At 60.0% G+C, this 26,713-nt stretch carries 26 protein-coding genes and 2 pseudogenes; 18 read left to right on the forward strand and 10 right to left on the reverse strand.

Features of this window, described 5'->3' with window-relative positions; genetic code table 11:
- Nucleotides 1-96 precede the first annotated feature (96 nt).
- The 16 genes and pseudogenes from D3Y57_RS15595 (at nucleotide 97) to D3Y57_RS15655 (ending at nucleotide 14,591) form a co-directional block, all read left to right on the forward strand.
- Nucleotides 97-1,911 carry an acyclic terpene utilization AtuA family protein gene (locus D3Y57_RS15595; protein WP_121154058.1) on the forward strand — a complete coding sequence of 605 codons (1,815 nt, stop codon included), beginning with the start codon at nucleotides 97-99 and terminating at the stop codon, nucleotides 1,909-1,911.
- Nucleotides 1,908-2,714: a hypothetical protein gene (locus D3Y57_RS15600; RefSeq protein WP_121154060.1), complete on the forward strand. Its 807-nt coding sequence runs from the start codon at nucleotides 1,908-1,910 to the stop codon at nucleotides 2,712-2,714. The genes D3Y57_RS15595 and D3Y57_RS15600 overlap by 4 nt, the downstream gene beginning before the upstream one ends.
- 2 nt (nucleotides 2,715-2,716) lie before the next feature.
- Entirely contained in the window at nucleotides 2,717-3,586 is an 870-nt protein-coding gene (locus tag D3Y57_RS15605; RefSeq protein WP_239026083.1) for an alpha/beta fold hydrolase, read from the forward strand.
- A complete protein-coding gene (locus tag D3Y57_RS21195) occupies nucleotides 3,583-4,479 on the forward strand; it encodes an AMP-binding protein (protein WP_277873316.1) in 897 nt (298 codons plus the stop codon). The genes D3Y57_RS15605 and D3Y57_RS21195 overlap by 4 nt, the downstream gene beginning before the upstream one ends.
- Nucleotides 4,380-5,408 (forward strand): AMP-binding protein, encoded by a 1,029-nt coding sequence (locus tag D3Y57_RS21200; RefSeq protein ID WP_277873359.1) that lies wholly within the window; start codon nucleotides 4,380-4,382, stop codon nucleotides 5,406-5,408. Before D3Y57_RS21195 ends, D3Y57_RS21200 begins: the two co-directional genes overlap by 100 nt.
- Nucleotides 5,398-6,282, forward strand: a complete 885-nt coding sequence (locus D3Y57_RS15615) for an acyl-CoA dehydrogenase family protein (RefSeq protein ID WP_277873317.1) — start codon at nucleotides 5,398-5,400, stop codon at nucleotides 6,280-6,282. Before D3Y57_RS21200 ends, D3Y57_RS15615 begins: the two co-directional genes overlap by 11 nt.
- Nucleotides 6,231-6,572: an acyl-CoA dehydrogenase family protein gene (locus D3Y57_RS21205; protein ID WP_277873318.1), complete on the forward strand. Its 342-nt coding sequence runs from the start codon at nucleotides 6,231-6,233 to the stop codon at nucleotides 6,570-6,572. Before D3Y57_RS15615 ends, D3Y57_RS21205 begins: the two co-directional genes overlap by 52 nt.
- Entirely contained in the window at nucleotides 6,572-7,510 is a 939-nt protein-coding gene (locus D3Y57_RS15620; RefSeq protein WP_121154062.1) for a bifunctional MaoC family dehydratase N-terminal/OB-fold nucleic acid binding domain-containing protein, read from the forward strand. The genes D3Y57_RS21205 and D3Y57_RS15620 overlap by 1 nt, the downstream gene beginning before the upstream one ends.
- A 9-nt stretch (nucleotides 7,511-7,519) precedes the next feature.
- Nucleotides 7,520-8,053 (forward strand): annotated as a pseudogene (locus D3Y57_RS21425) (acyl-CoA dehydrogenase family protein); the annotation flags it as partial.
- A 209-nt stretch (nucleotides 8,054-8,262) separates the two neighbouring features.
- The gene (locus tag D3Y57_RS20975; RefSeq protein WP_239026084.1) at nucleotides 8,263-8,652 is read left to right on the forward strand and encodes an acyl-CoA dehydrogenase family protein; all 390 of its coding nucleotides are present in this window, start codon (nucleotides 8,263-8,265) and stop codon (nucleotides 8,650-8,652) included.
- Between the two features lie 11 nt (nucleotides 8,653-8,663).
- Nucleotides 8,664-9,068 (forward strand): MaoC/PaaZ C-terminal domain-containing protein, encoded by a 405-nt coding sequence (locus tag D3Y57_RS15630; RefSeq protein WP_121156048.1) that lies wholly within the window; start codon nucleotides 8,664-8,666, stop codon nucleotides 9,066-9,068.
- Nucleotides 9,065-10,237, forward strand: coding sequence for a lipid-transfer protein (locus tag D3Y57_RS15635; RefSeq protein ID WP_121154065.1), 1,173 nt, complete (start codon nucleotides 9,065-9,067; stop codon nucleotides 10,235-10,237). Before D3Y57_RS15630 ends, D3Y57_RS15635 begins: the two co-directional genes overlap by 4 nt.
- On the forward strand, nucleotides 10,237-11,421 hold the full coding sequence (locus D3Y57_RS15640) for an MFS transporter (protein WP_121154066.1): 1,185 nt from the start codon (nucleotides 10,237-10,239) through the stop codon (nucleotides 11,419-11,421). The genes D3Y57_RS15635 and D3Y57_RS15640 overlap by 1 nt, the downstream gene beginning before the upstream one ends.
- Nucleotides 11,408-13,147 (forward strand): N-acyl-D-amino-acid deacylase family protein, encoded by a 1,740-nt coding sequence (locus D3Y57_RS15645; RefSeq protein ID WP_162987158.1) that lies wholly within the window; start codon nucleotides 11,408-11,410, stop codon nucleotides 13,145-13,147. Before D3Y57_RS15640 ends, D3Y57_RS15645 begins: the two co-directional genes overlap by 14 nt.
- On the forward strand, nucleotides 13,144-13,965 hold the full coding sequence (locus D3Y57_RS15650) for a Coq4 family protein (protein ID WP_121154070.1): 822 nt from the start codon (nucleotides 13,144-13,146) through the stop codon (nucleotides 13,963-13,965). The genes D3Y57_RS15645 and D3Y57_RS15650 overlap by 4 nt, the downstream gene beginning before the upstream one ends.
- An 83-nt stretch (nucleotides 13,966-14,048) precedes the next feature.
- Entirely contained in the window at nucleotides 14,049-14,591 is a 543-nt protein-coding gene (locus tag D3Y57_RS15655) for a flavin reductase family protein (protein ID WP_121154072.1), read from the forward strand.
- A 23-nt stretch (nucleotides 14,592-14,614) separates the two neighbouring features.
- On the opposite strand, the gene D3Y57_RS15660 is transcribed toward D3Y57_RS15655, so the two are convergent.
- A complete protein-coding gene (locus tag D3Y57_RS15660; RefSeq protein ID WP_121156050.1) occupies nucleotides 14,615-15,445 on the reverse strand; it encodes an oxidoreductase in 831 nt (276 codons plus the stop codon).
- 2 nt (nucleotides 15,446-15,447) lie between these two features.
- Nucleotides 15,448-16,683 carry a hypothetical protein gene (locus D3Y57_RS15665; protein WP_121154074.1) on the reverse strand — a complete coding sequence of 412 codons (1,236 nt, stop codon included), beginning with the start codon at nucleotides 16,681-16,683 and terminating at the stop codon, nucleotides 15,448-15,450.
- 201 nt (nucleotides 16,684-16,884) lie between these two features.
- On the opposite strand from D3Y57_RS15665, the gene D3Y57_RS15670 reads away from it, so the two are divergent.
- Nucleotides 16,885-17,751: a helix-turn-helix transcriptional regulator gene (locus tag D3Y57_RS15670; RefSeq protein WP_121154076.1), complete on the forward strand. Its 867-nt coding sequence runs from the start codon at nucleotides 16,885-16,887 to the stop codon at nucleotides 17,749-17,751.
- Here D3Y57_RS15670 and D3Y57_RS20980 read toward each other — a convergent pair.
- From D3Y57_RS20980 to D3Y57_RS15685, 5 genes are read right to left on the reverse strand one after another with little or no spacing between them, the layout of a single operon-like run.
- Nucleotides 17,748-18,005 (reverse strand): hypothetical protein, encoded by a 258-nt coding sequence (locus tag D3Y57_RS20980; protein ID WP_239025893.1) that lies wholly within the window; start codon nucleotides 18,003-18,005, stop codon nucleotides 17,748-17,750. The two genes, D3Y57_RS15670 and D3Y57_RS20980, sit on opposite strands and share 4 nt — an antisense overlap.
- Entirely contained in the window at nucleotides 17,981-18,997 is a 1,017-nt protein-coding gene (locus D3Y57_RS15675) for an MFS transporter (RefSeq protein ID WP_239025894.1), read from the reverse strand. Before D3Y57_RS15675 ends, D3Y57_RS20980 begins: the two co-directional genes overlap by 25 nt.
- Complete coding sequence (locus D3Y57_RS15680) at nucleotides 18,997-20,274, reverse strand: sulfatase-like hydrolase/transferase (protein WP_277873319.1); 1,278 nt, start codon at nucleotides 20,272-20,274, stop codon at nucleotides 18,997-18,999. Before D3Y57_RS15680 ends, D3Y57_RS15675 begins: the two co-directional genes overlap by 1 nt.
- Nucleotides 20,250-20,594: a sulfatase-like hydrolase/transferase gene (locus tag D3Y57_RS21210; RefSeq protein ID WP_277873320.1), complete on the reverse strand. Its 345-nt coding sequence runs from the start codon at nucleotides 20,592-20,594 to the stop codon at nucleotides 20,250-20,252. Before D3Y57_RS21210 ends, D3Y57_RS15680 begins: the two co-directional genes overlap by 25 nt.
- Nucleotides 20,591-22,957, reverse strand: a complete 2,367-nt coding sequence (locus tag D3Y57_RS15685) for a TonB-dependent receptor (RefSeq protein WP_121154078.1) — start codon at nucleotides 22,955-22,957, stop codon at nucleotides 20,591-20,593. The genes D3Y57_RS21210 and D3Y57_RS15685 overlap by 4 nt, the downstream gene beginning before the upstream one ends.
- A 564-nt stretch (nucleotides 22,958-23,521) precedes the next feature.
- On the opposite strand from D3Y57_RS15685, the gene D3Y57_RS20985 reads away from it, so the two are divergent.
- A complete protein-coding gene (locus D3Y57_RS20985; protein WP_121154080.1) occupies nucleotides 23,522-24,379 on the forward strand; it encodes a HEPN domain-containing protein in 858 nt (285 codons plus the stop codon).
- Nucleotides 24,380-24,495: 116 nt separating this feature from the next.
- Here D3Y57_RS20985 and D3Y57_RS21645 read toward each other — a convergent pair.
- The 3 genes and pseudogenes from D3Y57_RS21645 to D3Y57_RS15705 form a co-directional block, all read right to left on the reverse strand.
- A pseudogene (locus D3Y57_RS21645) lies at nucleotides 24,496-24,627 on the reverse strand (tyrosine-type recombinase/integrase); the annotation flags it as partial.
- A gap of 64 nt (nucleotides 24,628-24,691) precedes the next feature.
- Nucleotides 24,692-25,402 (reverse strand): TylF/MycF/NovP-related O-methyltransferase, encoded by a 711-nt coding sequence (locus tag D3Y57_RS15700; protein ID WP_162987159.1) that lies wholly within the window; start codon nucleotides 25,400-25,402, stop codon nucleotides 24,692-24,694.
- 77 nt (nucleotides 25,403-25,479) lie between these two features.
- Nucleotides 25,480-26,208 (reverse strand): class I SAM-dependent methyltransferase, encoded by a 729-nt coding sequence (locus D3Y57_RS15705; RefSeq protein WP_162987160.1) that lies wholly within the window; start codon nucleotides 26,206-26,208, stop codon nucleotides 25,480-25,482.
- Nucleotides 26,209-26,713 lie beyond the last annotated feature (505 nt).

Here is a 26,713-nt window from a genome sequence, read left to right on the forward strand (position 1 = left end):
CTAGATCGAAACATCGATGCGCCGATCGGAACATTCAGAACATGCCCGATAGATCCGATCTGCGGCTATGAAGAATGACAATCCGAGAGGGATGAAATGGCGAGCGAACGCATAATCAGGATCGGCGGAGGATCGGCATATTTCGCCGACAGCGCGCTTGGCGTGCCACAATTGCTGGCGGCGGGTGTGCTCGACTATCTGGTGTTCGATTACCTTGCCGAAGGCAGCATGGGAATGCTTGGGCGCATGCGGCAGGCCGATCCGGCTGCGACTTATCCGCCCGACTTTCTGTCCGTCCATGTTGGCCCCCATCTGGGCGAGATTGCGCGCCAGGGGATCAAGGTGGTCGCAAATGCCGGGGCGCTGGACCCGCTGGCGCTGGCACGTGCCGTCGAAGCGCGGATCGCTGCCGAAGGGCTGTCGCTCAAGGTTGCAGCAGTCACCGGCGACGATTTGCTGCCGCGACTGGATGAACTCCGTCAGCGCGGCGTGAAGGATATGTTCACCGGTGCGGAATTCCCCGACGACGTTATTACCTGCAACGCGTATCTCGGTGGCTTTCCGATTGCCGAAGCATTGGCGCGTGGCGCGGACATCGTAATAACCGGACGCATTGTCGATAGCGCGATTGTCCTTGGCCCGTTGATCCATGAATTCGGCTGGAAAGCCACCGATACCGACTTACTCGCAGCCGGGACGCTGGCTGGTCACCTTCTGGAATGCAGCACGCAAATTACCGGCGGCACGTTCACCGACTGGCGAGCTGTGGAAGGCTGGGAGACGATTGGCTTCCCGATTGGTGAGTGTCGCGCCGATGGCAGTGTGGTCATCACCAAGCCCGATGGCACTGGTGGTCTGGTTTCGGTCGGCACGGTGGCCGAACAGTTGCTCTACGAAGTCAGTAACCCGTCCGATTATGTGGTGGCCGACGTGTCGTGCGATTTCAGCGATGTGCGGCTCACACAGCAAGCGCCGAACCGGGTTCACGTCAGTGGGGCGCGGGGAAGGTTCCGGACGCCTTTTCTGAAAGCCAGCGTTACTCATGGAGCAGGTTGGCGAGCGATCGGTTACCAACCGATCATCGGTGAGGAGGCGGGGGCAAAGGCGCGGCGGCAGGGCGATGCATTGATCGCACGTGCACGCGCGCTGTTGCGCGGCCGCAACATGGCGGACTTCACCGACACCGCCGTTGCGGTCATCGGCGAAGAAGCGAGTTTTGGCGCACATGCCCGGATATCGGGCGCGCGTGAGGTCGTCCTGAAGATCTGCGCCGATCATCCCACGATGGAAGGGGCTGGCCTATTCGCTCGTGAACAGGCTTCAGGGATCACAACGATGTCGGTTGGCACCGGCATCAACATTGCGACCAGTGTGCTGCCGCTGACCGGGATATTCGCATTTTTGACCCCCCGCGAAGAGGTGACGGCGACAGTGACCATGGCTGGCGAGAGCTGGCAGGTGGCGAACCACGTCGGTCGCATGACGGAACCTGTACAGCCGCAACCGCCTGAGACTGCCGATGATCCGGGAACACTTATTCCGGTCGACCTGATCCGTCTCGCCTGGGCACGCAGCGGCGACAAGGGCGGCCTGTTCAATGTTGCCGTGATTGCGCGCGATCCGGCATTTCTGCCGTGGATTGCAGCCGCAATGACGCCTGAGTCGGTTGGTGACTGGTATGCCCATCTCGGGCGAGCGGGCACGCCGCCAAAGGCCGATCGTTTTCATGTGCCGGGCCTGTCGGCGCTGAACTTCGTCGTTCATGATTCACTCGATGGCGGAATTTTACGCGGTCGCGGACTCGATCCTGCCGCAAAGGGCATGGCGCAGGTCATCATGCGCTTTCCGATACCCATTCCCGCCACCCTGGCCGCACGAGCCGTCCCGGAACCCACGGAGAGTTTGGCATGAACGACTATTCCTACCTGATGAAAGGGATCGTGCCACTTTCGACCGAAAGCAGCACGATGGTGAGTTCGTCGCGCTATCTGAACGATCCGCGGCTGCGCGATTGGGTGGCGACGCATATGTTGCGTCGCAATGGTCCTGACGTGCCGACGCCATCGGATTCGATTCAGCTCGTGATGATCCTGCGCGAGATTCAGGATATCGACCGCATCAACAGCCTGATCGCGGAGGAGCGTGCGCGGAATCCAGTGCTCGATGCATGGTTTGCGGAACGTTTCTCATCGAGCTTTGGACGCGAAGACCTTGCCAAATATGGTGCAGATACGGTCGGCGGTATTTTCTATCGTCAGCTTGTCGACAACGATCTCCAAGTCGATATCGTGCCAAATTTCACCCCGCGCAACGACTATGAATATTTCCAGCTACGTTCGGGACAGGTCCATGATCTGGAGCATATCCTTGGCGGCGGCGGGTTCGACTTCATCGGTGAACTCGTCCCCTATTACATGCGCCTGACGAACCTGTTCGTGCACCTTAGTCCCGAACTTGCAGGAGAGCTTGCTGCGTTTTCGATCCTCGGCTCGACACGCATCATTACTCGCGCGGTGCTGCACTATCCGCAGACCTGGCTGATCGTGCAGGAGACGATAGAGCGTGGTGCAAAGGTCGGGCGTGAATCTGATCCGATTTATATGATGCGTTATGAGGATGTGTTCGGGATGACTCCTGACGATGCGCGCACGCACCTTGGCATACGCGGTGCGCGAATGGTCGATACTTTTGCTGCATCGGCGCTGTGGTCTTGACGATGGTTATGCAAGCCGCATCGATCCGGGATTATACCGTCAGGGATGGCCTGAAGCTTTTTGCCACGCATTATGGACCCGAACAGGGCGCACCGGTGCTTCTGCTTCATGGTGGAGGTCAGGCCCGGGGATCCTGGGCGCAATCGGGGGAGGCTCTCGCGCGAGAGGGGTTTCGGGCGATTGCGCTCGATATGCGCGGTCATGGTGATAGCGACTGGTCCCGCGATGGGCGCTATGCGCTGGATGCCTTCGCCGATGACCTGCGAGAGGTGATCGCGACGCTCGACCGCCCACCCGTGCTGATCGGTGCCTCACTCGGAGGACTGGCATCGTTGCTGGCGGTTGGCGAAGTGCCAGAGGCTCCGGCAGCCGCCGTTGTGCTCGTCGATATCGTTCCCTGGATGGAAAAGCGCGGCGGTGAGCAGGTCGTCGATTTCATGCGCGGCACGTCTGGCGGTTTCGATACGATCGAGGAGGCAGCCGATGCGGTCTCCGGCTATCTTCCGCATCGTCCCCGACCTGAGCGGCTCGATGGCCTGTCCCGCAATCTTCGCAAAAAAGTCGATGGCCGTTGGTATTGGCACTGGGATCCCAATTTCGTTCGCCCGCAGGAGGGCTGGGACATGGACAAAATCAATGAGCGGCTCTCAGACGCTGCGCAGGCAATCCGCGCACCTTTGATGCTGCTGCATGGTACGAACAGCGAAATAGTCTCGGCTGAGGGCGCTTCCCGGTTTCGGGCGCTGCTCCCGGATGCCGAGGTCGCACCGATTGCGGGCGCGCATCATATGGTTGTCGGCGACGATAATAATGCGTTTCTGGGGGCGATCGTGCCGTTTCTCCGCCGTGTGCAGCCTATGGCCGTGGCATGACGGGCTTCGTCGTCCCCTCGCGCGAGGAATCGATGGTGCGCCTGATGCGTGGCTATACACGCGTCGCCAAATTCGCGCGCGATCTGCCCTATACGACCGCCGACAGACTGGAGGAGCGGGCCATCGACGCTGGCGACCGGCCGTTCATCCTCTTTGAGGAACAGTCGATCAGCTATGCCGAGATGAACGCACGCGCCAACCGCGTGGCACATGCGGCTGTGGCGACGGGATTGGGCAAGGGCGACGTGGTTGCGCTGTTGATGCTCAACCGTCCGGAGTTCGTGATGATTTGGCTGGGGCTTGCGAAGGCGGGCATCGTGACGGCACTCGTCAACACGACCGCGACCGACGATATTCTCGGTCATGCTTTGCGTCAGGTTGGTGCCAAGGCGCTGATTGTTGGGTCCGAACTTGCCGATGCGGTTGCTGGAATGCCAGTCGGTAGCTTGCCCGATCTGGTTTTCGAACAGTCCGAAACCGGTGCCGATCGCTCAGCGAACGGCTGGCGCGATTTCAATACGGAAATGAATTTGGCCTCGCCTGCTAACCTCGATCCGGTGACCAGAGCCGGTGTTGTGATGGCCGACCCTCTCTATCTAATTTTTACATCGGGCACGACCGGGCTGCCGAAGGCCGCCAAGATGAGCCACATGCGTTTCCTGAACGCGGGCGAGATGATGACCGGACTGATGGAGTTCGGTGCCGATGACACGATGTATTGCGTGCTGCCGCTTTATCACGGAGCGGGGGCATGGTGGTGCCTTCGGTTGCTTTGGCAACCGGACGGCCGTTCGTGTTGCGGCGAAAGTTCAGTCGCACCGCTTTTTGGCAGGACGTACGGCGGCATAACATTACCGCATTCTACTATATTGGAGAGGTCGTACGTTACCTGATGGCGACTCCCCCAGCGCCGGACGATCGCAACCATAATTTACGTGTGATGACCGGTGCGGGGCTGAAGCCCGATGTCTGGGCCGCTTTCATGGAGAGGTTCGGCGTCAGCAACGTCATCGAGGGGCTGGGATCGACCGAGGCGAACTACGGCATCACCAATGTCGATAACCGGATCGGATCGGTCGGGCGACTACCCTATCCGAAGGCCACCAACATCCGCATCCTGAAGTACGACGTCGAGCGCGGCGAGCATGTTCAGGACGCGGCAGGCAAGCATGTGGAGTCCGGGCCCCATGAAGCCGGAGAGATCGTCGCCGAGGTGCTTGATGGCACCGGGGTTGGTGGTTTTTTCGAGGGATATACGTCCACTGAGGCAACCGAGGCCAAATTGATCCGTAACCTGTTTACGCCGGGTGATTGCTGGTTCCGATCGGGGGATCTCGTGCGTTTCGACGAGGATGATTATTTCTTCTTCGTCGACCGGGTCGGCGATACTTTTCGGTGGAAGGGTGAGAACGTGTCGACGGCGGAGGTCGAGACGATCCTGTCGGCGTTCGAGGGGCCGTCGGTCGTTAACGTCTATGGTGTGAGCATTCCGGCGACGGAGGGGAGAGCCGGGATGGTCGCGCTGACTTATCCCGATGGCGTCGCGTTCGATCCCAAAGGATTTTATCGTTTCGCACAGTCCCATTTGGCCCATTATGCGGTGCCGCTGTTCGTGCGACTGACCTCGGTCGCGGACATGACCACCACTTTCAAACTGCGTAAGGTCGAGTCTCAGCACGAAGGCTATGATCCCGTTGCCACCGGTGGTGACCCGCTGTTCGTCGCTGATACCGAGGCGGGAAGCTACGTCCCACTCACCACCCAGTCACTCGATCGATTGAAGATACTGCCCTTCCAAGGAGCTGAAGCTCATGCACGTTGATTTCACCCCCGAACAAAAGGCATTGCGCGCCGAATTTCGCGCCTATCTCGACGGTATCATGACTCCCAAAGTCCGTGCCGCGACGCTCAATGCGGAAAGCGGTCCAGCCTATCGCGGAGTGATCCGCCAGATGGGCAGGGACGGCTGGCTGACGCCAGGCTGGCCGGTCGAATATGGTGGTCGCGGCCTTGATCCGTTGACGCAGAAAATTCTGCTCGAAGAGCTGGTGTTGGCCGATGCTCCATTTCCATTCGTCACGGTCAATACGGTTGGCCCTGCTCTCATGCGGCTCGGCACCGATGCACAGAAAAGCGATATTCTGCCAAGGATTGCCAGCGGCGACCTGATCTTTGCGATCGGCTATTCCGAACCCAGTGCTGGAACCGATCTCGCCAATCTGAAGACGAGCGCTGTGCGCGACGGCGACGATTATGTCGTCAATGGGCAGAAGATATTCACCAGCGGGGCAGAGGGGGCAGACTTCGTCTTCCTCGCGGTCCGCACCGATTCGGATGCGCCTCCGCATAAGGGCATCACCATCCTGATGATGGATGCAAAACTGCCGGGTTTCTCCGTCACGCCGATCTGGACGGTTGGGGGCTTCCGCACCAACGTCACCTATTACGAGGACGTGCGTGTTCCCGCCGACATGGTCATTGGTCAGGTCAACGGTGGTTGGAAATTGATTGCCGAACAGCTTAACCACGAACGCATCGGCCTTGCCGCGCTGACTTATGGCGCGAACGGCTGTTTCGATCAGGTGGTAGACTGGGCACGCGGAACTGCAGCGGGGGCGACGGCAAGCTCGTCGATGTGCCTTGGGTGCAAACTGCGCTGGGTGAAGCCTATGCAACACTCCGTGCGGTCGGCGTGATGGGCAATCGTGTTGCGGCGGAGGTGGCGCATGGATCGACCCGCGCCGATCTTGCCAGTGGCCTGAAGGTTTTTGGCACCGAGGGTGTGATCAAGGTCATGCGTCTGTTGCTCGACGTGCTTGGCCCCGTCGGCCTGGTGCGTGACGGATCGCCGGGAGCAGTGTTGCGTGGGCGGATCGAGCGTGAATATCGGAAGTGCCAGATCAACACATTTGGCGGTGGCACAGCCGAGGTGCTGCGCGATATGGTGGCACAAATCGGCCTCGGTATGCCAAGGGCGGCGCGCTGATGGCCGAGCTTCTCGAACAGGCACGCGCATGGGTTGGGCGTGCGGCAAACACACCATCCGTCGCCCGCGACGCCGTTAACCTGCCAATGATCCGCCGCTGGTGCGAGGCGATGGGTGAGACCAATCCGATCTATTATGACGATGCTGCGGCGCGGGCGGCGGGGCATCCGGGTATCGTGGCTCCGCCTGCGATGCTCGACGTGTGGGCGATGGCACCCTATCGGCCCGGCGGCCGAACCTCCGAAGAGAATATGCCGGTCCTCAATCTGTTCGATGCGGCTGGCTATACTGGTGTCGTCGCGACCAACGTAAAGCAACATTATGCGCGTTATCTGCGCATCGGCGATGTGGTCACTTCAACACCCAGCGTCGCGGACGTTTCGGACGAAAAGCGTACCGGGCTGGGGATCGGTCACTTCGTCACATTGGCCTATGACTTCACCAATCAGGATGGCGATGCGCTCGGTTCGATGACGTTTCGGGTGCTGAAGTTCAAACCGAATCTCGCCCAGCCAAAGCTTGTCGAACCCACGGATACGGACGGCCCCGTTGTCGCGCATCCTCGACCTGCGATCACTCATGACAACGCATTTTTCTGGGAAGGGCTGTCCAATCGCAAGCTGCTCTTTCAGTCATTCGGTGGTCGCTTGCGTCACCCGCCGGGGCCGATGGACCCGGTAACCGGGTCGCTCGAATTCGACATTGTGGAGGCCAGCGGTCGCGGCACTATCCACAGCTTCGTTGTCGTGCATCAGCCGAGAATGCCGGGCTTTGAATACCCACTCCCTGTGGTGCTGGTCGAACTGGAGGAAGGCGTCCGCATCGTTGCCAATATGATCGACGCCAAGCCCGAAGACGTCGCCATTGGCCGTGCGGTCACCGTCGATTTCGTCGAGGTCGAGCCCGACTATGTGCTCCCTGCTTTCCGTCTCGCCTAAGGACCGTCCATGGATTTCACCCTGACAGACGACCAGCGCGAACTGCGCGATCTCGCGGCCCGTATCCTGAGCGATGCCGTGACCGATGAGAGCCTGAAGCAATTTGCCGCCGGCACTGCATCCTACGACGCCGGGCTGTGGACAACGCTGGCGGATGCTGGCCTGCTGGGCCTCGCTATCTCGGCGGATGCCGGTGGGCTTGGTCTCGGGATGGTTGAACTTGGCCTGCTGCTCGAGGAACAGGGGCGGACGCTTGCACCGATCCCATTGACTGCGACAATCGCGCTGGGGGCGGTGGCGATCGATCGTCACGGAAGTGCTGCACAGAAAGAAACGTGGCTGCCAAAGGTTATTGCGGGACAGTCAATAATCACCGCCGCGATCGAGGAAGTAGGCGGGATCGATGCGATGTTGCCGACCACGCGCGCTCAGTCCGATGGCAATGGCTGGCGATTGAGCGGTGCCAAGGTGGCCGTGCCCTATGGTGCGCAGGCCGCAGCGATTCTGGTTACGGCGATGACCGTAAATGGCCCGGCGCTGTTCCTTGTCGATCCAGCCGGTCCCGGCGTTCGCGTGGATCCACAGCAATCGACCAGCGGTGAGCCGCAGGCGCTTGTCACATTCGACGGCGCGACACTAACCGGCGATGCTTTGATTGGCAGTGTTGAGGACGGTGCCGCGATTGTGAGCGATCTGGTCGGGAGGGGCAGGTTGCGCTCGCGCAGCGGCAGGTCGGTGTCGCGGCTGAGGCGCTGCGACGAACGGCGGAATATTCGAGCAACCGGATCCAGTTCGGCAAGGCGCTCGGTTCGTTTCAGGGTGTCCAGCAACGCGCGGCGGATGCCTTTATCGATGTGGAGGCGATGCGTTCAACGTCGCTGCTCGCTGCGTGGCAATTCGATGCGGGGGTCGTGCAGGCTGCCGATGTCGCGACCGCCAAATACTGGGCGGCGATGGGCGGTCATCGTGTCGTCCATACAGCCCAGCACCTGCACGGCGGGATGGGTGCCGACGTAACCTATCCAATCCACCGATTTTTCCTTGCGGCCACCCAGATCGGACAGGCGCTGGGCGGTGCTGCGCCGATGCTGGCGAAAATCGGCCGCGAGGTTGCGGCAGGCAATAGCGAGCCGCTCGCATGAAGGACCAGCCGATGCGCTTTAACGATATTACCCTCGGGCAAACACTTCCCGAACTCGCCATACCGATCACGGCCAGCGCCATCGTGGCGGGCGCAATCGCGACCAATGATTTCGAAAACGTCCACCACGACAAGGCGGCTGCGCTGGCGACCGGCGTACCCGACATCTTCATGAATATCCTGACGACCAACGGTCTGGTTCAGAGATACGTTAGTGACTGGTGCGGTACGGCGGGTCGTGTCGCGAGCGTCGAAATCAAGCTCGGCGCACCTAATTTCGTTGGCGATACCATGATGATGACAGGGCATGTCGCCAAGCGAGAAGGCAGCATCGTCGATGTGGCCGTCAGTGGCCGCAATGCCATCGGCGAGCATGTCGTCGCCACCGTTTCACTCGATTTCGGGAGCACGAAATGACCGATGCACTGTCCGGCAAGGCTGCCATCGTCGGCATCGGCGCTACTGAATTCTCAAAGAACAGCGGTCGGTCGGAGTTGCGGCTCGCGGTCGAGGCCATCACTTCTGCGCTCGAGGATGCGGGCATCGATCGAGAGGAGGTTGACGGTCTTTGCACCTATACGATGGACAATAACCCGGAGATCGAGGTTTTTCGCAACATCGGCGGACGGCAACTGAAGTTTTTTAGCCGGGTTCATTATGGCGGCGGCGCTGCCTGTGCCCCGGTGATGCAGGCGGCTATGGCGGTCGCGACCGGCGTTGCCGAAGTCGTGGTTTGCTATCGCGCCATGAACGAGCGTTCGCAATATCGCTTTGGCAGCGGCTATACTCCACCGCCGGTCCCGAACGCGGAGTCCGCTCATTATGGCTATTATGTACCGTTCGGATTGGTATCGCCCGCGTCTTGGGTGGCGATGGCAGCACAGCGCTATATGTACGAAACCGGCGCGACATCGGAGGATTTCGGTCGCGTTTCGGTTGCGTGTCGCCGCCATGCTGCCAACAATCCGAAGGCATGGTTTTACCAGCGGCCGATCACTCTGGACGATCATCAGGCGTCTCGCTGGATCGTAGAACCTCTCCATCTGCTCGATTGCTGTCAGGAATCGGACGGTGCGCAGGCGATTGTGGTGACCAGTGCAGCGCGGGCCGCCAAGCTCCGTCAGCCGCCAGCAATTATCCGTGCGGCTGCACAAGGAGCGGCGGATGACCAGCAGATGATGACCAGTTACTATCGCCCGGATATCTCGCGATTGTCGGAGATGGATCTGGTCGCGGAACAGCTTTACGCGCAGGCGGGCGTCGGCCCCGATGCGATCCGTACTGCCACCCTCTACGATCACTTTTCGCCATTCGTACTCCCGCAGCTCGAGGCGTTTGGCTTTGCTGGACGAGGGCAGGCGAAGGACTTTGTGCGCGAGGGTAGTCTGGAGATCGGTGGACGATTGCCGGTCAATACCAATGGCGGTCAGTTGGGCGAGGCTTATATCCACGGCATGAATGGCATTGCCGAGGGTGTCCGGCAGGTGCGTGGTACGTCGGTCAACCAGGTGCCCGGCGATGGCCTGGTCCTTGTTACTGCGGGGACGGGCGTACCGACCAGTGGTCTGATCCTCGGGGCTGCCTGATGCTGCGCGATCGGATGCTGCTCGTTGCACTGATGCTCGGATCGGCAACGACGGCGCTGGTGCTGGTCGTGCTCATTCCGGTATTGCCGATGCTGGCGGCGTCGTTCGGTGGTGGCTCGAAAGGAGCCGCACTTTCGCAGGCGGTGATGACCGCTCCCGCCCTTGGCCTGATTACCGGCGGATTTATCAGTGCCGTGGCAATCAAGGCGCTTGGCGCACGTACCCTGCTGATTATCGGACTGGCGCTCTACGGTTTGGTGGGTTCTGCCGGTCTTTACCTGTCGGGCTCGCCGTCGTTGCTCGGTTCAAGATTTCTGCTGGGCGTCAGTGCATCATTCGTTGGGATTTCTGCGACCGCTTTGATCGCCGCGCTTTATGCGCCGGATGCGAGGGCGCGATTGCTGGGGTTTAAGGGGGCGCTGGGTTCGGTCGGCGGCATTATAGGTATTTTGATCGGTGGTGAACTCGGCTCGATCGGTGGTTGGCGGCTTCCCTTTGCGGTCTATCTGGTAAGCTGGGTACTCCTTGCATTGGTCCTGCTTGGCCCCCGCGTTCAGGTCAAAGCCCCAGAGCGTATCGTGACTGTGGGCACCGGAAGATTACGCGTGTTGTGGCCGTTTTACGTGATGATCGTCGCGTTCGGTGTCGTGCTGATGATGACGAATACCCAATTGTCGTTTCTGCTTGCTGAGATCGGGGTGAATGCTCCCTCGGCAGTGGGACGCATTGCGGTGATGGCATCGGTTGGGGCGACGATCGGCGGGTTAAGCTATGGTTTTGTTCGGGCGCGCCTTTCATCGGGACAATGTTTTGTGCTGGTGTTCGCGATCTGGACGGCGGGGCTTTCTATTCTCGGCTTTGCGCATGTACCGCAGACGGCCGTGATAGGCTGTGTCGTAACCGGTGCCGCAACGGGGCTTTTCCTGCCTCATATGGTGACCACGCTTGCTGCCGCAGCCGATGACGGTGTTCGCGATCGGGCAATCGCGATGTTTTACTCGGCGATATTTCTCGGCGATTTCCTGAACCCACTGGTGGTGGAACCGATCAGCGAACAGCTCACGCGGCACGGTGCATTTCGGGCGGTCGCGGTTTTCACATTCATTGCGATGATCGTCGCCGCGCTGGGCCGTTTTGGCCGGGCAGGGCGGCAAAATAAGGACTATGCCAATGGCGCACTATGATCTGATTCTTCGAGGTGGACTGCTTGTCGATGGGAGCGGTGGTGAGCCGGTCCAGGGCGATCTGGCGATCAGCGATGGGCTGATCTCTGCAATCGGCGTCATCGATGGCGACGGTGAGCGTGAAATTGATGTCACAGGGCGCGTGATTACCCCCGGATTTGTCGACATTCATACCCATTATGATGGTCAGGCGATGTGGTCGGAACGGATGAACCCGTCTTCTGCCCACGGCGTCACGACGGTGGTATTGGGCAATTGCGGGGTTGGTTTTGCACCTTGTCGCGCTGCCGATCACGATCTGCTTATCAACGTGATGGAGGGTGTCGAGGATATCCCCGGCGTTGTCATGGCCGAGGGGCTGGATTGGGATTGGGAGAGTTTTCCCCAGTATCTCGATGCTCTGGACCGCCGCCGACGGGATATCGATATCGCTGCCTATCTGCCGCACAGCCCGCTGCGCGTGTTTGCAATGGGCGCGCGTGGGGCGGAACGGGCTTCTGCCACTAAGGACGATCTCGCACTGATGCGCACATTGGCGCGGGAAGCGATCGAGGCGGGTGCGCTCGGCTTTGCAACGTCGCGAACATTTATCCACCGCACGGCCTCGGGCCTTCAGATCCCGAGTTTCGACGCGTCGAATGATGAACTGGAAGCGATCGCCATGGGCCTTTCCGATGCAGGCGGCGGAATTTTGCAAGCCGTGTTGGACGTTCCGCAACGTAGCTGGGCAGAGGAGATCGGTGCGCTGAGGGAAGTGGCACGCCGTTCTGGCCGACCGGTCACGTTCACCTTTGCGGCCCCGAATGGTGGTCCGCCGATCTGGCAGCCGGTGTTCGATATGCTCGATGATGCAAAAGCACGCGGCGAAAGCCTGAGCGCACAGATTTTTCCGCGACCGATCGGCATGATTGTCGGGCTGGAGCTTTCGACCCATCCGTTTGCACAATGTCCCGGCTTTCAGCCGATTGCCGCCTTGCCGCTTGCCGAAAAACTGGCCGCGATGCGCGATCCGGTGCTTCGCGCCCGGCTTCTGAGTGAAGCGCCGATCGAAGGGCACCCGCTGGCGGCGATGGGCCGGGCGTGGGCGTGGATGTTCCCGTTATCCGACCCACCCAATTATTCGCCTTCGGCCGATGATAGCGTGGCCGCGCGGGCCGCCCGTCTTCAGGTTTCGCCAGAAGAAGTGGTGTATGATCTGCTGCTGGAAGAAGACGGCCACGCCATGCTCTATGTCGCGCTCGGCAATTTTCACGATGGCAAGCTCGACGTGGTCAGAGACATGATCCTCCACCCCGGCACGATACTCGGTCTCGGCGACGGCGGTGCGCATTATGGAGCGATTTGCGACGCAAGCTATCCGACGTTCATGCTTGCTTATTGGACGCGGGATCGCGGTCACGATCGAATTCCGCTGGCCCTTGCCATTCGGATGCTGGCGCATGATCCGGCGCGTGTTGTCGGGCTTGCTGATCGCGGGCTGCTGGCGGTCGGCTATAAGGCGGATGTGAATGTCATTGATCTGGACCGGCTGACGTTGTGTAAACCTATGCTTTCTTACGATCTTCCTGCGGGTGGACGACGGCTCGATCAACGGGCGGAGGGGTATGATCTGACCATAGTTTCGGGTGAAATCATTGCCGAACATGGTGTGCCGACCGCGGCGCTGCCGGGGCGGCTGGTGCGTGGAGCACAGTCGGCTCCGTCCGTTGTCGGGGTGGCGGCGTGAACGACATTCCCTATCTGCTGCGCGGGGTGAGCAAGCTTTCGACCGAAAGTTCGACCCTGATAAGCTCCTCCAAATATCTGAACGATCCGCGACTGCGCATGTGGATTGCGGAGATCGTGCTGAAGCAGAACGGCCCGGACATGCCTGCACAGGCAGAGATGTATCCCGTTATCGCGCTTCTCGACGAATTGCAGGATAAGGCGCGGATCGAGGAACTGTTCACCGCTGAACGGGCAAAGAATCCAGCGCTCGATGCCTGGTTCGAGGAAGGCTTTGTTTCCGATTACGACGCCGATTATTTCAAGGCGTTCGGTGCGGGAACGCTCGGGCGCATTTTCTACGACGAAGTGATCGCCAAGAATTTCGAGATTGTGATTTACGAAAAGCCACCACCGAAAAGCCAGCTCGATTATTTCCTGCTGCGGTCAGGTCAAACTCATGACCTTGAGCACATCATGACCGGCGGCGATTTCTCCTATATGGGTGAACTGGTGCCTGCCTGGTTTCGGATCACCAATCATTTCAAGCATCTGAGTGCGGAACTCGCGGGCGAATTGTCGACCAGCTATATGTTCGTCACCTTGCGCTATACGGTGCGAACGCTCCTGCATTATCCCGAAGTCTGGACGATATGTCAGGACGCCGTCGAACGCGGTATGCGATGCGGGCGGGCGTCCGGGCCATTGTTTATGGCAAAATACGAGGATGTCTTTCATCTGTCGCTGGAGGATGCGCGGGTCGCACTTGGCGTAGAATGCGCGACGTTTGCGGACACCAGCGCCGCCTCAGCGGTCTGGGCCGCCAGGCCACAGCGATAGTCCAAATGGACGATGCGGACTCGCCTCTTTTCGATCCATAGACGGTTAAACGCCGGTCGGCCGGTCAATTATAGGAAAAGCTCATGTCTGTTCGGACACTGGAACCGACGCTGTCGACCGCTCCCACAAACGTGGAAAGCACCGCATCGGACGTCACGGCAGATTTGAAGCTGGCGCTGCGTCGGCTTGCGAAGGCAGTCGTGGTGATTACGGTTCGGCACGAGGGCCAGCGCTTTGCAATGGCGGCGACGGCGGTCGATGCGCTTTCGATGGAGCCGCCCTCTCTGCTCGCCTGCGTAAACCGTTCTGCCTCGATCTATCGCGCGATGACCGAGGCCAGCCATTTCGCGATCAACATCCTTGCGCGCGAACACGAGAATCTGTCCCACCATTGCGGTGGCCTGAGCAAAGGCGAGGAGCGGTTCGCGATGGGAGCGTGGGAAGACGACGGAGCCGCTCCGGTACTGGCCGATGCGCAGGCCGCGATCATCTGTCGCGCCGATGCTCGTTTCGACTATGGCACGCACAGCATCTTCGTTGGCATTGCCGAACAGGTGCGGACGCATGGCATCGTCAATCCGCTGGTCTATGTCGATGGACGATATACGGGGTCGGTGCTCGACTGAGCACAGACCCCGATGGCTGTCGGTCAGGCGTCGAAATTGGTTCCGGCGCTCAGTGTCCGATGCTGTTCCATAGCGGCGCGCACGTCACCCATCCGCCCCTCGATCGCGGCATAGGCGTCCGGTCCGGCAACGATTTGTGGCGGAGGATTCGGCATATCAGCCACCGCGACCAACAGTTCTGCAAGCTTCGCCGGGTCGCCCGTCTGCTTTCCGTCCACCGATTTCACCAGTGCCATGCGTGCATGGACGCCGTCGTCGTAATCGGTAACGGCGGTCTCTCCGGTCTTGAGCGAACGACCCGAAAAGTCGGTTCGGAACATGCCTGCTGCAATCGCCGTCACTTTAATGCCGAGACTGCCGACTTCGCGGTGAAGAGCCTCGCTCAATGCCTCCAGCGCGAATTTTGAGCTGGAGTAATAGCCTGTCGCAGGGTTGGAAATTCGCCCGGCCAGCGATGAGATTGTCAGAATGGTGCCAGCGCGACGGGCGCGCATTCCGGGCAGTACCGCCTTCATCATGCGGAGCGCGCCGAACAGATTGACCTCGTACATCGCTTTTACGGCGGCCTCGTCACCCTCCTCGATCGAGGCGACATAGCCATATCCGGCATTGTTGACGAGAACGTCGATTGCGCCAAACCGCGCCTCTGCTGCTGCGACGGCGGCCGATACCTGCGCAGGGTCGGCAACGTCGAGTTTCAGGGCGATCGCGCGATCGGGTGCCAAGGCGATGATATCGGTAACGTCTTCGGGATTACGCGCGGTGACGACCGCCTGCTCGCCGATCGCCAGCACATATTCGGCGATCGCGCGGCCAATGCCGGTCGAACAGCCAGTGATAAGCCAGGTCCGCATGGTCATTCCTCGATCCGCCAGAGATAAGTGGGTGCGCGTTCGGCCTGCTGTGCCTTGCGCTCTGCCGGCGTGACGCGCTTCGTTCCTTCGGGCAGCACATTATTCAGCGCATCCAGCTTCACGACGCGACTGACAGCGCCAAAGCCTTCACCCGGTCGGCCATCGGCAAATTCCGCCCAGCGCAGCGTCAGCAATCCTTCGGGCATATCGCAGGGGTCGATCCAGTTCCAGACGCCGGGATCGTGCCGTGAAACGACATAGGTGAGGTTGCCATCGGCGTTGCGGACCGATTGCGTGAGATTGAGGCTGGACGTGCGGTTCACGATCTCGTTCGTGGTGCCCCAGATGTTGGTGATTGGGGCAAGGAAATAGCCCGCGCCGCCAAGACCAATATCAATCACCAGCGCCTCGTCGTCGGCAAGATCGAAATGTCCCATGATGTAGAGTTGGTTGCGAAGCGCGCCGTCGCTGTCACGGTCGATCGTGAAGTCGAAGCCATTGGCGTCCTTGTTCAGCGCCTGCGCGTTCCAGCGCATCGTGTTGTCGATATTCTTGGTGAGCATGGCCTGAGCCGCGGCCACGTTTTCATCGAAGCTGCGTTCGGGGGTCTTGGGCGCACCGCCAAGCCGCTCGATGCTGAGCATGTTCGGCCGCTCACGACCCCAGTCGGCGATTACGTCGCGGATGTAGAACTCGACGGCTGCGGGGGATGAGCGAACATGGTTGGCACGGTCCCCTTTCTCGTCCGCATCGACGAAGATTTCGAATCCCCCGTTGGCATCCAGCACAATGTCCTTGCCGTCGAGCACGTCCACGGTGCCCATATGCTCATTCCAGAGCGTGAAGTAGTTTTCGGTCAAGCGGGGATTGGGCACGCTGCCCTGGATCACATAGCGTTCAGCGCCGTCGATCGGGATGACGCGATAGACTGAATCGGGATTGTCGAGGCCCCATCGCGATCCCGGCACGTCCACGCCATTCAGCCGGTGCGGAATGCGGGTGATCGTGACGATGGCGGGACGCTGGGGATCGGTGTTCAGTGACCAGATGATCGCGCCGAATACGACCTCATCATAATGTTTCTCGAACGCCTGACGCATTGCCGGGCTGGGCTGGGTTTGCTCCAGCCAATAGGCACGGCGATCCGCGATGGTTGCCTTCATACGCGGATCGGCCAGAACGGCGAGCGCGGCTTGTTCGAAGCGGGCTTGCTCGGCAGTTGCAATGGGATTGGTCATGGGCGACTCCTGATTTACATCGCATCACGCTAATGCGTAGGGTGACGCGCGCAATGTTTGCGCATTCGCAAAAGGTGACCGAGTTTGCGATGAGTGACGCGAAATTTGAGAGCAATCCGTTCGTTGCAGGATTGTAAGCAGCGGACGCGCTGCTAGGTTCCGGTCGAACGCCCGGCGCATGTACGACGGGGGCAGGAGGCGATGATGGATCGAGGCTATCGTATCACAGCCGAATTATCGCTGGCGCACATGCAACTGGAGCGACTGGTGCAGGACGGCAGCGGCCCGTTCGAGCGCGTCCATCGGCTGGATCGGCCATCGCTGGTGTATCTGAATGCGACCGGCGGTGGCAACGCGCTCGGCTGCTTCGGGGAACCGCGATCGCATCGATCGTTCAGTCCCTTTGGTTCAGCGGTGGTGGTGCCCGCACATATGGCCCTCCATGTCCGTTCTCCGGGCTTTGCCGTGCGCGAGATGACGATAGTGCGGTTCGAGGAATCGCCGTTCGAGGATCTGACCGGCGTCGATGCCTCGGCTAACGAAGTGGAGCTTGCCGCCTGCGCCGATGTGCGCGCGACAGGAGTTATTGCGGCGCTTGAGCGACTTTCTGCCGAATTTGCGCGACCCGCGATCGCACACGAGACGATAGTTGCGGGTCTGGGGATGTTGGTGTTGGGGGAGTTGGCTCGCCATTTCGAGGCATCCCGTAACCGCGCGTCAGGGCGTGGGGGAACGCTGGCGGCGTGGCAGGTGCGCCGTATCGAGGAACGTTTGGTCGCACAGGACAGTCCGCCGCCTGACATCGAGGAACTGGCGGCATTGTGTGGCATCGGGCGGCGTCACCTGATGCGTGCGTATAAGGCGACAACCGGTACCACGGTGATGGCGAGGGTCCAGCAAACGCTGTTCGATCGCGCCGTGCACATGCTCGATGCTGAAAATCGCTCGGTCAAGGTGGTGGCGGGAGCGCTCGGCTATGACAGTCAGGGCAGTTTCGCCACAGCATTTCGTCGCCGCTTTGGTCAGACGCCGTCCGACTGGCGCGCGCAGAGGCGCGCGATGCACTAAGCTGGCTGGTCGAGACGGTTCGCGCGTGTTTCGGGTATGGCAAACCAGACGAGCGGTACTGCCAGATAAGAAACGAAGCCAAGCGCGGTGGCGGCCGGACCGATGCCGCCGATGCGGGCGGAAAGCGCCCCCAATATCCACGGTGCCAGCACGACGCCCCATCGTCCGATAAGGTTGTGGCACCACCCGTTCGCCGCTGCGCGTAAGCTGGTCGGAAACAGCTCTGAATTCAGCGTATATGCGACGACCCACACACCAAGCATCGCCTGTAACCCGACAAACCCCCGGCGATCGGCAACCATGTGGTCGAGGTATAGCAAAGCTGCGTAAGTCCCCCCAAAGCGAGCATGAACAGCGTGATTGTCCAGCGTCGACCGATCAGGTCGGACAGCGCCCCAGCCGCCAGATAGCCAAGGAATGCTCCGCCTAGTCCGAACGGCGCAAGGCGGGCGAAATCGGTGGGTGCCCAGCCGCGCTCCTGCACGACGTATAGCGTGAAAAAGAGGCTGGAAACCGATGTTGCGAAGTTAACGATGAACCAAAGCAGGCTCATCGCGATGAATCGGCGACGGAGGGTCGGTGCGGTGAGTTGGCGAATTTCCTCACTTGGGCTGAGGCTAGGGGTGCCAGCCGTCCGGGCTGCGCGCCACACTGGCGTTTCGCGCAGTCGCCACAGAAGCAGCGGCATGATTAGCAGCGGCGCTGCGCCGATCACAAACAGCAACCGCCATCCGATCGTTGTCCCAAGAGCCGGAGCCAGCGCGAGAAAGGGGAGCGCCGCGCCAAAACTGCCGCACGCGCCCAATAATCCGTTTGCGCGCCCACGCAGCGACGGAGGCAGCGTTTCGCTGACGATAAGATAGGCCATCGCGATCTGCGTCACCATGAGCAGCCGCGTCACAAGTTGAATTGCGGTGTAGGAACTGAGCCCGAACGTGAACACAGTTGCCAGGGAACCGATTGCAAACCCCGTCGCTGCCAGCAGCAGGATAGGTCGCCGCCCAAAGCGGTCGGCCAGTCGGATCAGCACCCATGCCGCGATCGACCCAAGTGCAATGACTGCCAGCGCGCGGCCGAGTGTGGCGGGTGTGGCTCCATATTCCTTGCCCAGATAAGGCAGTACGACGCTCGTTAGGCTGATGTCGAAGCCTTCGAACATCACAACGAAAGCAAGCATTGCCAGCAGGCCAGCATGAGCGCGCGTGAAACGCTCCCCAGTCACGCCAGCGGGTATGCTGGTCGGCATTAGCTGGCGGTTCCGTCGATCTCGAAGTAACTGATCGGCGTATCCAGCACGCCCGTTGCCGCGGCGTAGCGATCCCATGCCGCTATCAACTCGGCGAGAATGCCGGGTTCGTCCACCGCACGGTCCTGCATCTCACCCGGATCGGCGACCAGATCATAAAGTTGCCATGCAGCGACGCCTTCGGGTTGTCGCAGCCATAATGCTTTCCAGCGATCGCGACGGATGGCGCGGCGGCCGAATAATTCCCATCCGGTTTCCGCGCCGTCAGGATGAATGGCGGTTGTCTCGCCATCAAGGTGCGCGGCCATCGATCGCCCGCGCATCGGCGCTACTGCCCGGCCGCCATGTTCGGCTGGCATGGTGATCCCTGCCCAGTCGAGCAGCGTGGCCGGAACGTCCATTGCGGTGCCAAAGGCGTGACTTATGCCGCCGTCAGTAATGACACCGGGGCCGCAGGCAAAGAAGGGTACGCGAATGCCACCTTCGGTCGGGAACGCTTTGTGAAGGCGGGAAGGGGCAGTTGCCGCTTGTGCCCAGCGCGGACCGTACCAGAAGCAACTTGTCGGGCGGCCGAGGTTCTCGATGCTATTGTCGAAATGCTCCGCGATCTGGGCCTCTATCATGGGGCCGACGATTGGCGTCGCCTCGACCATCGCTCCCTCCGCGCCGTTGTCGGACAGAAACATGATTACCGTATTTTCGTAATCGCCAGCCGCTTTCAATTGCGCCACGACACGGCCGACGTTCCAGTCCATTCGCTCGACCATGCCTGCATAAACTTCCATCGCGCGTGCCGACCATGCCCGGTCCGCGTCGGAAAGATCGGCCCAATTGAGGCCGCCAACGAAGGGGTGCGCCGTTACTTCGGGTGGGCACAGCCCCATCGCCTGCATCCGCCCCAAACGCTCGGTCCGTAAAGCCTCCGGCCCCGCATCGTATCTACCTCTATAATGGGCAATGTTGGATTCGGGTGCCTGCAGCGGCCAGTGCGGTGCGCTAAATGGCAGATAGGCAAAAAAAGGCCGATCGCGTGGCCTCTCGTGTAACCATCCGGTCAGCCGCTCGGCAAAATAGTCGGACGAATAGAAATTCTCCGGCAGCGCGGGGACCGCAACGCCGTCCTCCTGATAGGCCGTCTGGACGATCGAAAAACGATCGAGCCCTTCGCCAGCATAATGGCTGGCTCCGGCGGGAAGCAGTGCGAAAGACCGATGGAAACCGCGCGCCGCAGGGATGCTGGTTGGGGTCTCGCCTAAATGCCATTTGCCCGACAGCACGCAGTGATAGCCCGCATCCCCAGCAATTCGGTAACCGTGACAACACGGTCGTTGAGATGGCCTTCATACCCCGGCGCGCCTGCGAATCCCGGCACTGCGACTTCCAGCATCGTACCGATGCCTGCGATATGCGGGTCCGTTCCCGTCATCAGCATCGCACGCGTGGGCGAGCAGGCGGGTGCCGAGTGGAAGTCGGTGAAGCGCCGCCCTGCCATCGCCAAAGCATCGAGGTGGGGCGTCGCAATCTCTCCCCCGAACGCGCCCAGATCGGAGAAGCCGAGATCGTCAGCGACGATCAGCAGGATATTCGGGCGGGTCACAGCGAGGCTTTGAAGGTTATGCCATAGGTACGCGGATCGCCAAGGATGGCGGTGGATTGCCCCGTGTTGAATGCAGACGGGTTGATGATGCTGATATAATGGCTGTCGAACAGGTTGCGCGCGTATAGCGAGACATCCCAACCGCTGTCGGCCATCCGCAGCCCGAGGCGCGCATTGGTGACGCCGTATCCATGCGCCAGCGAATCTGCGGCCAGATTGTACGTGGTGTAAAAGCTGGAGCGATATGCATGATCGGCGTTCAGATAGACCTGCCGTGATGTGCCCACGTCCACCGCATATTCGCCGCCGACAGATGCGGAATAGCGCGAGACGCCGGGCAAACGCCGCCCGCTGAGGTCGCAAACGGTCGCCAACCCAAGATATTCGACGGGGCAAGGGGCGTTTTTGAAACTGCGATAGGTGGCGTCGGTATAGGACCCTGCCGCGAACAGGCTGAGTCCGCGCATCGGTTGTACGCGTGCATCCAGTTCAAAGCCGCGCGACCGCACGGTGCCGACGTTGGCGATGTAGGCGGTCTGCGCCACCTGTGTGTCGATCTGCTGGCTCTGATAATTGCGCACCCGCTGCGTGAAGGCGGCAAGGTTCAGCGTTAGCCTGCGATCGAAGAACTGCGTTTTCAGGCCAGCCTCGATATTCTGCACTTTTTCCGGAGCGATCACGCGTGGCGCTGCTGTCGCGTTCAGATTGAGGCCGCCGGATTTAAAGCCGCGCGCATAGGTGGCATAGGCCATGATATCTGACGTGACGTGATAGGCAATCGTCGCCCGGCCGGAGAGGTTGTTCTCGGTCGTGTTGGCTGTGAACGGCGCGATATTCGGTGCGAACGCGTCACGGATCGCCTGAGCGCCGAACAGAATTTGCGTCGCGGTAAGCGTCGGCCCGCGCTGTACCTGCGCGAACGATCCATCCTTCTTTTCGTGGGTATAGCGCAATCCGCCGGTCAAATCGAAGCCGGGCACGATATGCCAGGTCGCCTCCCCGAACGCAGCGGTACTACGCGTGCGAGCGGTCGCGCTGCCATCCGCGAACAGCCCGTTCAACGCAGCCTGTCCGCCGATCGATGGTGCAGTGCTGCCTGCCGCTGGTCCCAATATCCATAACGCCGCGTCCGGGCCGTAAGTCGTGAACAGGCGATCATCGATGCGCTGCCAGAAATAATAAACGCCGCCGACATAATCGATCGCGTTGGTGCCGTTGGAGGCGAGGCGCAATTCCTGGCTGAACTGCCTTTGAGTTTCGCTCACCCCTGCATTCTCGAAAATGTCGAGCCCGATCACGTCGCCATCGGTGGCGGGTTTGTAATCGAGACGGCGCCAGCCGGTGACAGAGGTAAGGGTGACCGGCCCGAGATCGAGATCGGCGATACCCGTACCGCCATAGGTTTTAAGCGCGACGGAGAAGGGACGGTTCGTTTCCAACTGCCGCGAATAAGGATCGATCGGCAGAGGTACATAGCCGAAGCGGGCGACGCGCTGCGTGAAGTTGGCGGGGAGCGGCGATCCATCGATCCGGGTGGTGCGTACAGTCGTGGTGACGCCGGTGCAGCAATCCTGATGAAAGTCGCTGTAGTCGCCGATCAGCCGCAGCTTGAAAGCGGTGCTCGGCTGGAACAGCAATTGTCCGCGCACGCCGAAGCTCTGGAGGTCGTGGACTCGCTGGCCGGTGCGTGGGATCGTCTGGAACCCATGATCACGATCAGTGTCGGTGACGGTCAGCCTGATCGCGAGTGTATCGGTCAGCGGTGTCGTCGCCGTGGCACGTGCCTGTATCGTGTGATAATTGCCCAAGCTCAGTTCACCTCGCATTGCGGGTGTGAACGACGGCTCCTCACTGACGATGTTGATCGCACCCGCAGTAGTGTTTTTGCCGAACAGCGTGCCCTGTGGGCCACGCAGAACTTCTACACGCGCGAGATCATACAGATCGAACGCCGATTGCGCGGGGCGGCTGTAAAACACCTGATCGACATAGACACCGACGCCATATTCCAGACCAAGGCTGGCAAAGGCCGGTGTCGCACCGAGGCCACGAATATTAATGTTCGTATTGCGCGGGTTGGTCGCGGTAAGCTGAAGGCTGGGAGCAAGCTGCGCCACCTGCGCAAGCCCGATCGTACCGGGCACCGCGATTTGCGCGCCGGACAAGGCAGTGAGCGCAATTGGGACGTTTTGCGCATTTTCCGAGCGGCGGCGGGCGGTGACGACGATGTCTGCTGGCATTGATGCATCGGCGGCACTGGCAGAAGGCAACGGATCGGACGTTTGTGCGGTGGCCGTGTTGCCGATTGCCAGCGCCGTAAGCCCGATCAACGTGCAGGCGTGCCGCTTCGTCCCCGTACGCATTCTATTTTCCCATCCTGGTGAATTGTGCGCAAATTAGCGATTTTTTGCGCTAATTTTGTCCGCATATGCTACGTGTAGGTGTTCTTATATGTCAACTTGCGTAGTGCACTTGGCAGTGACGGATTTTGTCGAAAGCGACGTTGCGTAAGGGGTTTGGTGAGCGGTCCAAAGAACGCTGCCTTTAAGTCAGCGTTTACTGGATGCGCTGTGACACAAAACAGTTCCGGGCGGATTAAAGGCCGGCCTTCCGGCACAGGGTCTCGAGCCATCCCCGCGAGATAGCTTCGACGGTATCCGAAGGCTACGAACTGCCACGGTGATGGCCGTGAGGTCGTCGGTGCGAATCTTGTAATCGCTCGATTATGCCGAGCGGGCGTAGGTTTTTTCGGTTGCCAAGGCCTTATCTGTAATCTGTTCGGCATAATTGACCAGTTTTCTGAGCTGCCGCTGCAATGAAGGCTTGCCACTGGTCACCGAGACGGTGAGAATCTATTGATGCGAAAAGACGTCGATCATCTTCCTATAGTCCAGTAAGAAGAGCTGGCGCGCGTCAAGCAGATATTGATGGAGGAATTTGTCGTCGCGATATCGCGCGCGACGCAACCGTGGAAAAAGAACGGCAAGATCCAGAAAATAATACTTTTTGGCAGTTATAGTCGGAATGACTGGATCGATGAGCCGTCGCAGGGATACAAGTCGGACCTCGATATCCTGGTGATTGTTAGTCACAAAGATCTGACCGACGTCGCCGAATACTGGTATGTCGCCGAAGATAAAATCCAGCGCGATGGTGAAATCGCGCGCCCAGTCAACGTGATTGTTCACACTCTGGAAGAGGTGAACCGAGGCCTGACGCACGGCGAGTATTTTTGGGTCGATATCGCGCGCGATGGCATCGCTCTGTACGAATTGCCCGGCGTTGGGCTCGCAACCCCGAAACCGCTGACGGCGGCGGACGCGTACGAAATGGCACTTGCCTACTTCAACAAGCAACTTCCGGCGGTCGATCGGTTTCTAGAGATTGCACAGATGGCAACACTGAAAGGAAGGCAGGATGCCGAGTGGCGTAACAATGCTGCCTTCAATATCCACCAAGCAGCGGAAACTGCCTACATATGCTTCTTGCTTGTCCGCACTCATTACGTACCACGGTCGCACAATATCAAGTTTTTGCGTTCGCTGGCCGAGGACAAGGAGCTGCGGCTCATCGACAGTTGGCCTCGCTCAACCAAACCGGATCGACGGCGCTTTGAACTTGCAAAACGCGCCTATGTCGAGGCCAGGTACTCGAGTGCTTACGAGATCAGCAGCGACGATCTCCTCGCCATTACGGATGCAGTGCGCGACCTTCGCGACCGGGTCGAGGTGGTGTCGCGCAGCTGGCTCGATGTGCTGAGCGCGAAGGCCGGCATCGGATCATAAGCCATCCAGGAAGGCGAGCAGTCGATCTTCGGCTTGTAGCGGCCGCCCTTTTGTCTGTTGAACGGCTTGATCGTGGCCAGCGCTGCTTCCTTCAGCGCGAGGTGGGCGTGCAGATAGGCTTGGGTCGTCTTGATGGACTCATGACCAAGCCACAGCGCGATCGCCGAAATATCCACGGCCGCCTGGAGGAGCTCCATCGCTGCACTGTGCCGAAAAACGTGTGGCGTGACCCGCTTTCGGCGGAGCAACGGGCTACTCGATTACGCAAAGAATCTGGCTGGCTGTCGGCAGGCGCGCCTCGCGAAGCGTGCCCTATCGTCCAAATATCCTCTGAAATGCGGTCTTCTGGGGCGGCAGCTCCGTTTTCACAATGACGGCATGGCCGTTGAGATTGTGCATGACCACAGCCCCGCTCATCCCCCGCTTTTCGTTGACCAATTGAGTGATCCCCGAACATGCAGGAAAGCCGTAGTCGTCGAACACAACGATCCCTCCCACAGGCATTCTTGGCCAAACCCAATCGAAGATGTGTAGCGCGGACTCGTAAACATCCACGTCTATATGGCAAAGGGCAAACTGCCGATCTTCAATCTGGTGAGCTGTATCGTCGGGGAAAATGCCGGTCAGTATTTCGATATTGTCCACGTCAAAGGAGGCGGCCAAGTTTCTAACGTACTCCTCCGACGTGTCGGCATGCTCTCCGCCGACATACCTAGTATCGGCCTCACCAGCTTTGACGACGCCGCAGAAGGTGTCGCACATGAAAACCTTGGCTTCGGAACCAACAATCTGAAGTCGCTTGGCCATGATGCAGCCGGTGCCCCCGCGCCACACTCCGACTTCCAAGATGTCGCCAGGCAGTCGGGCGGCTTGCTCGACAAGTTGCCAAAGTTCGTAAGCACGCATGTGATCAACCAAGGTGCACGGGTGAGCTTGGTCGTAGAGACGCGTAAACAGTTCGTCGTCGTACCACGGTGAATAAGTTGCAAAAACATTCACTGGTGCATGCCAAAATTTGGCCAAGTTTATTTCCTCTCATTGCGAGCGATCACCCTTCGCGAGGAGATGGTCAACACACCCGCCCCTTCGGCGTGAATTACTCAGTCCCGCCTCGCGAAGATCTCGACGCCATGGCACCCACCATGATTGGCGTGGTGCATGTAGTATCGGCTGAAACCGCGCCGGACCATCATGGCGATCAGCAGGTTCATGTCGTAGTCGTACATGCTCATGGACCCAGCGGCCCGGTCCTTGCGCAGCAGCGGCTTGAGCTCGCGCCCATCCCAAGTCGAGAACTCGACGTTGGGGTGGTACTGGTCGGCGACACCTAAGGCATCCTTGAACAGCATGAAGTGGACGGACAGCATCGCCTTGGGCGAGGCGGCGTCAAGAAGCTTGCCGAAGAGATCGTAGCCGCGCGCTGGCGGGATGTGCTGGAACACGATAGAGCTGTGGATCCAATCGATCAAGCAGTCCTGAGGGATGTCGAAACGGAACTCGACGTTCTCGGGCGGACTGTTCCGACGGGCTTCCTCCAGCATAGGGCCGGAGATGTCGATGCCGAAAACCCGATCTGCCATGGGGGCCATTGCGCGGGTGAGACGGCCTACTCCGCAGCCGAAGTCGATAGCGGTCTTGGGGGCGAACTCGCCGCCGAAATGGTCGATCAGGATTTGGCGAACGCCGACCATGTGGTTCGCGCCGGTCTGCCAGAACTCGGCCAACCCGGCTTCGTTGAGATTGTGTCGCAGGAACCGCTCATGGCTGAGCACGCCGAAGTAAGGCTCGAACTCCCCAAGGTTCGTCCAGTCGTTGTCGGTGTCGCGCATAAGTTCCCCTGTTTCGCGGCAACCGATCACCCGCCCCGCGCCCATAGTCAACTAGGCATCATGAAGATCATTCCGCGAATGGCGGAGCGCCCCTGAGGCGTCGGCGACAGCGCCCAAGCCCTTCTCATTACCGAACAAGTCGCTGAAGCGGTGATCATGAAATACGAAGCCGAACACACGCGCGCCAAGGAGGTCGAGATACCCGCACCTTTGAAGTGAGCCGCCACCATCATCGCGCCCCTATTCACCGCAGGCGTCGCTGCCGTTGTGTTTTGACTCATGTCATCGGTCTCTGAAAGGGAGGTCAACCTCGCCGGATGGATGAGCGGATTTCAGTGACTTCAGATGTCACAAGAAACAGCGCTCTCAAGTGGATGCCGAGGTTATACTTATTCGCACTGTCTTGTTCCGGAGGTGCATCATCGAAAGGAAAAGATGGACCGGTGGTCCTGATGCATTCCCGTCGCTATCCGGCGGCTTGCAGGGTGTCCCGTAGCCTTTATAG

Origin of the sequence: Sphingomonas paeninsulae (assembly GCF_003660165.1) — a bacterium.
Classification (GTDB): domain Bacteria; phylum Pseudomonadota; class Alphaproteobacteria; order Sphingomonadales; family Sphingomonadaceae; genus Sphingomonas_O; species Sphingomonas_O paeninsulae.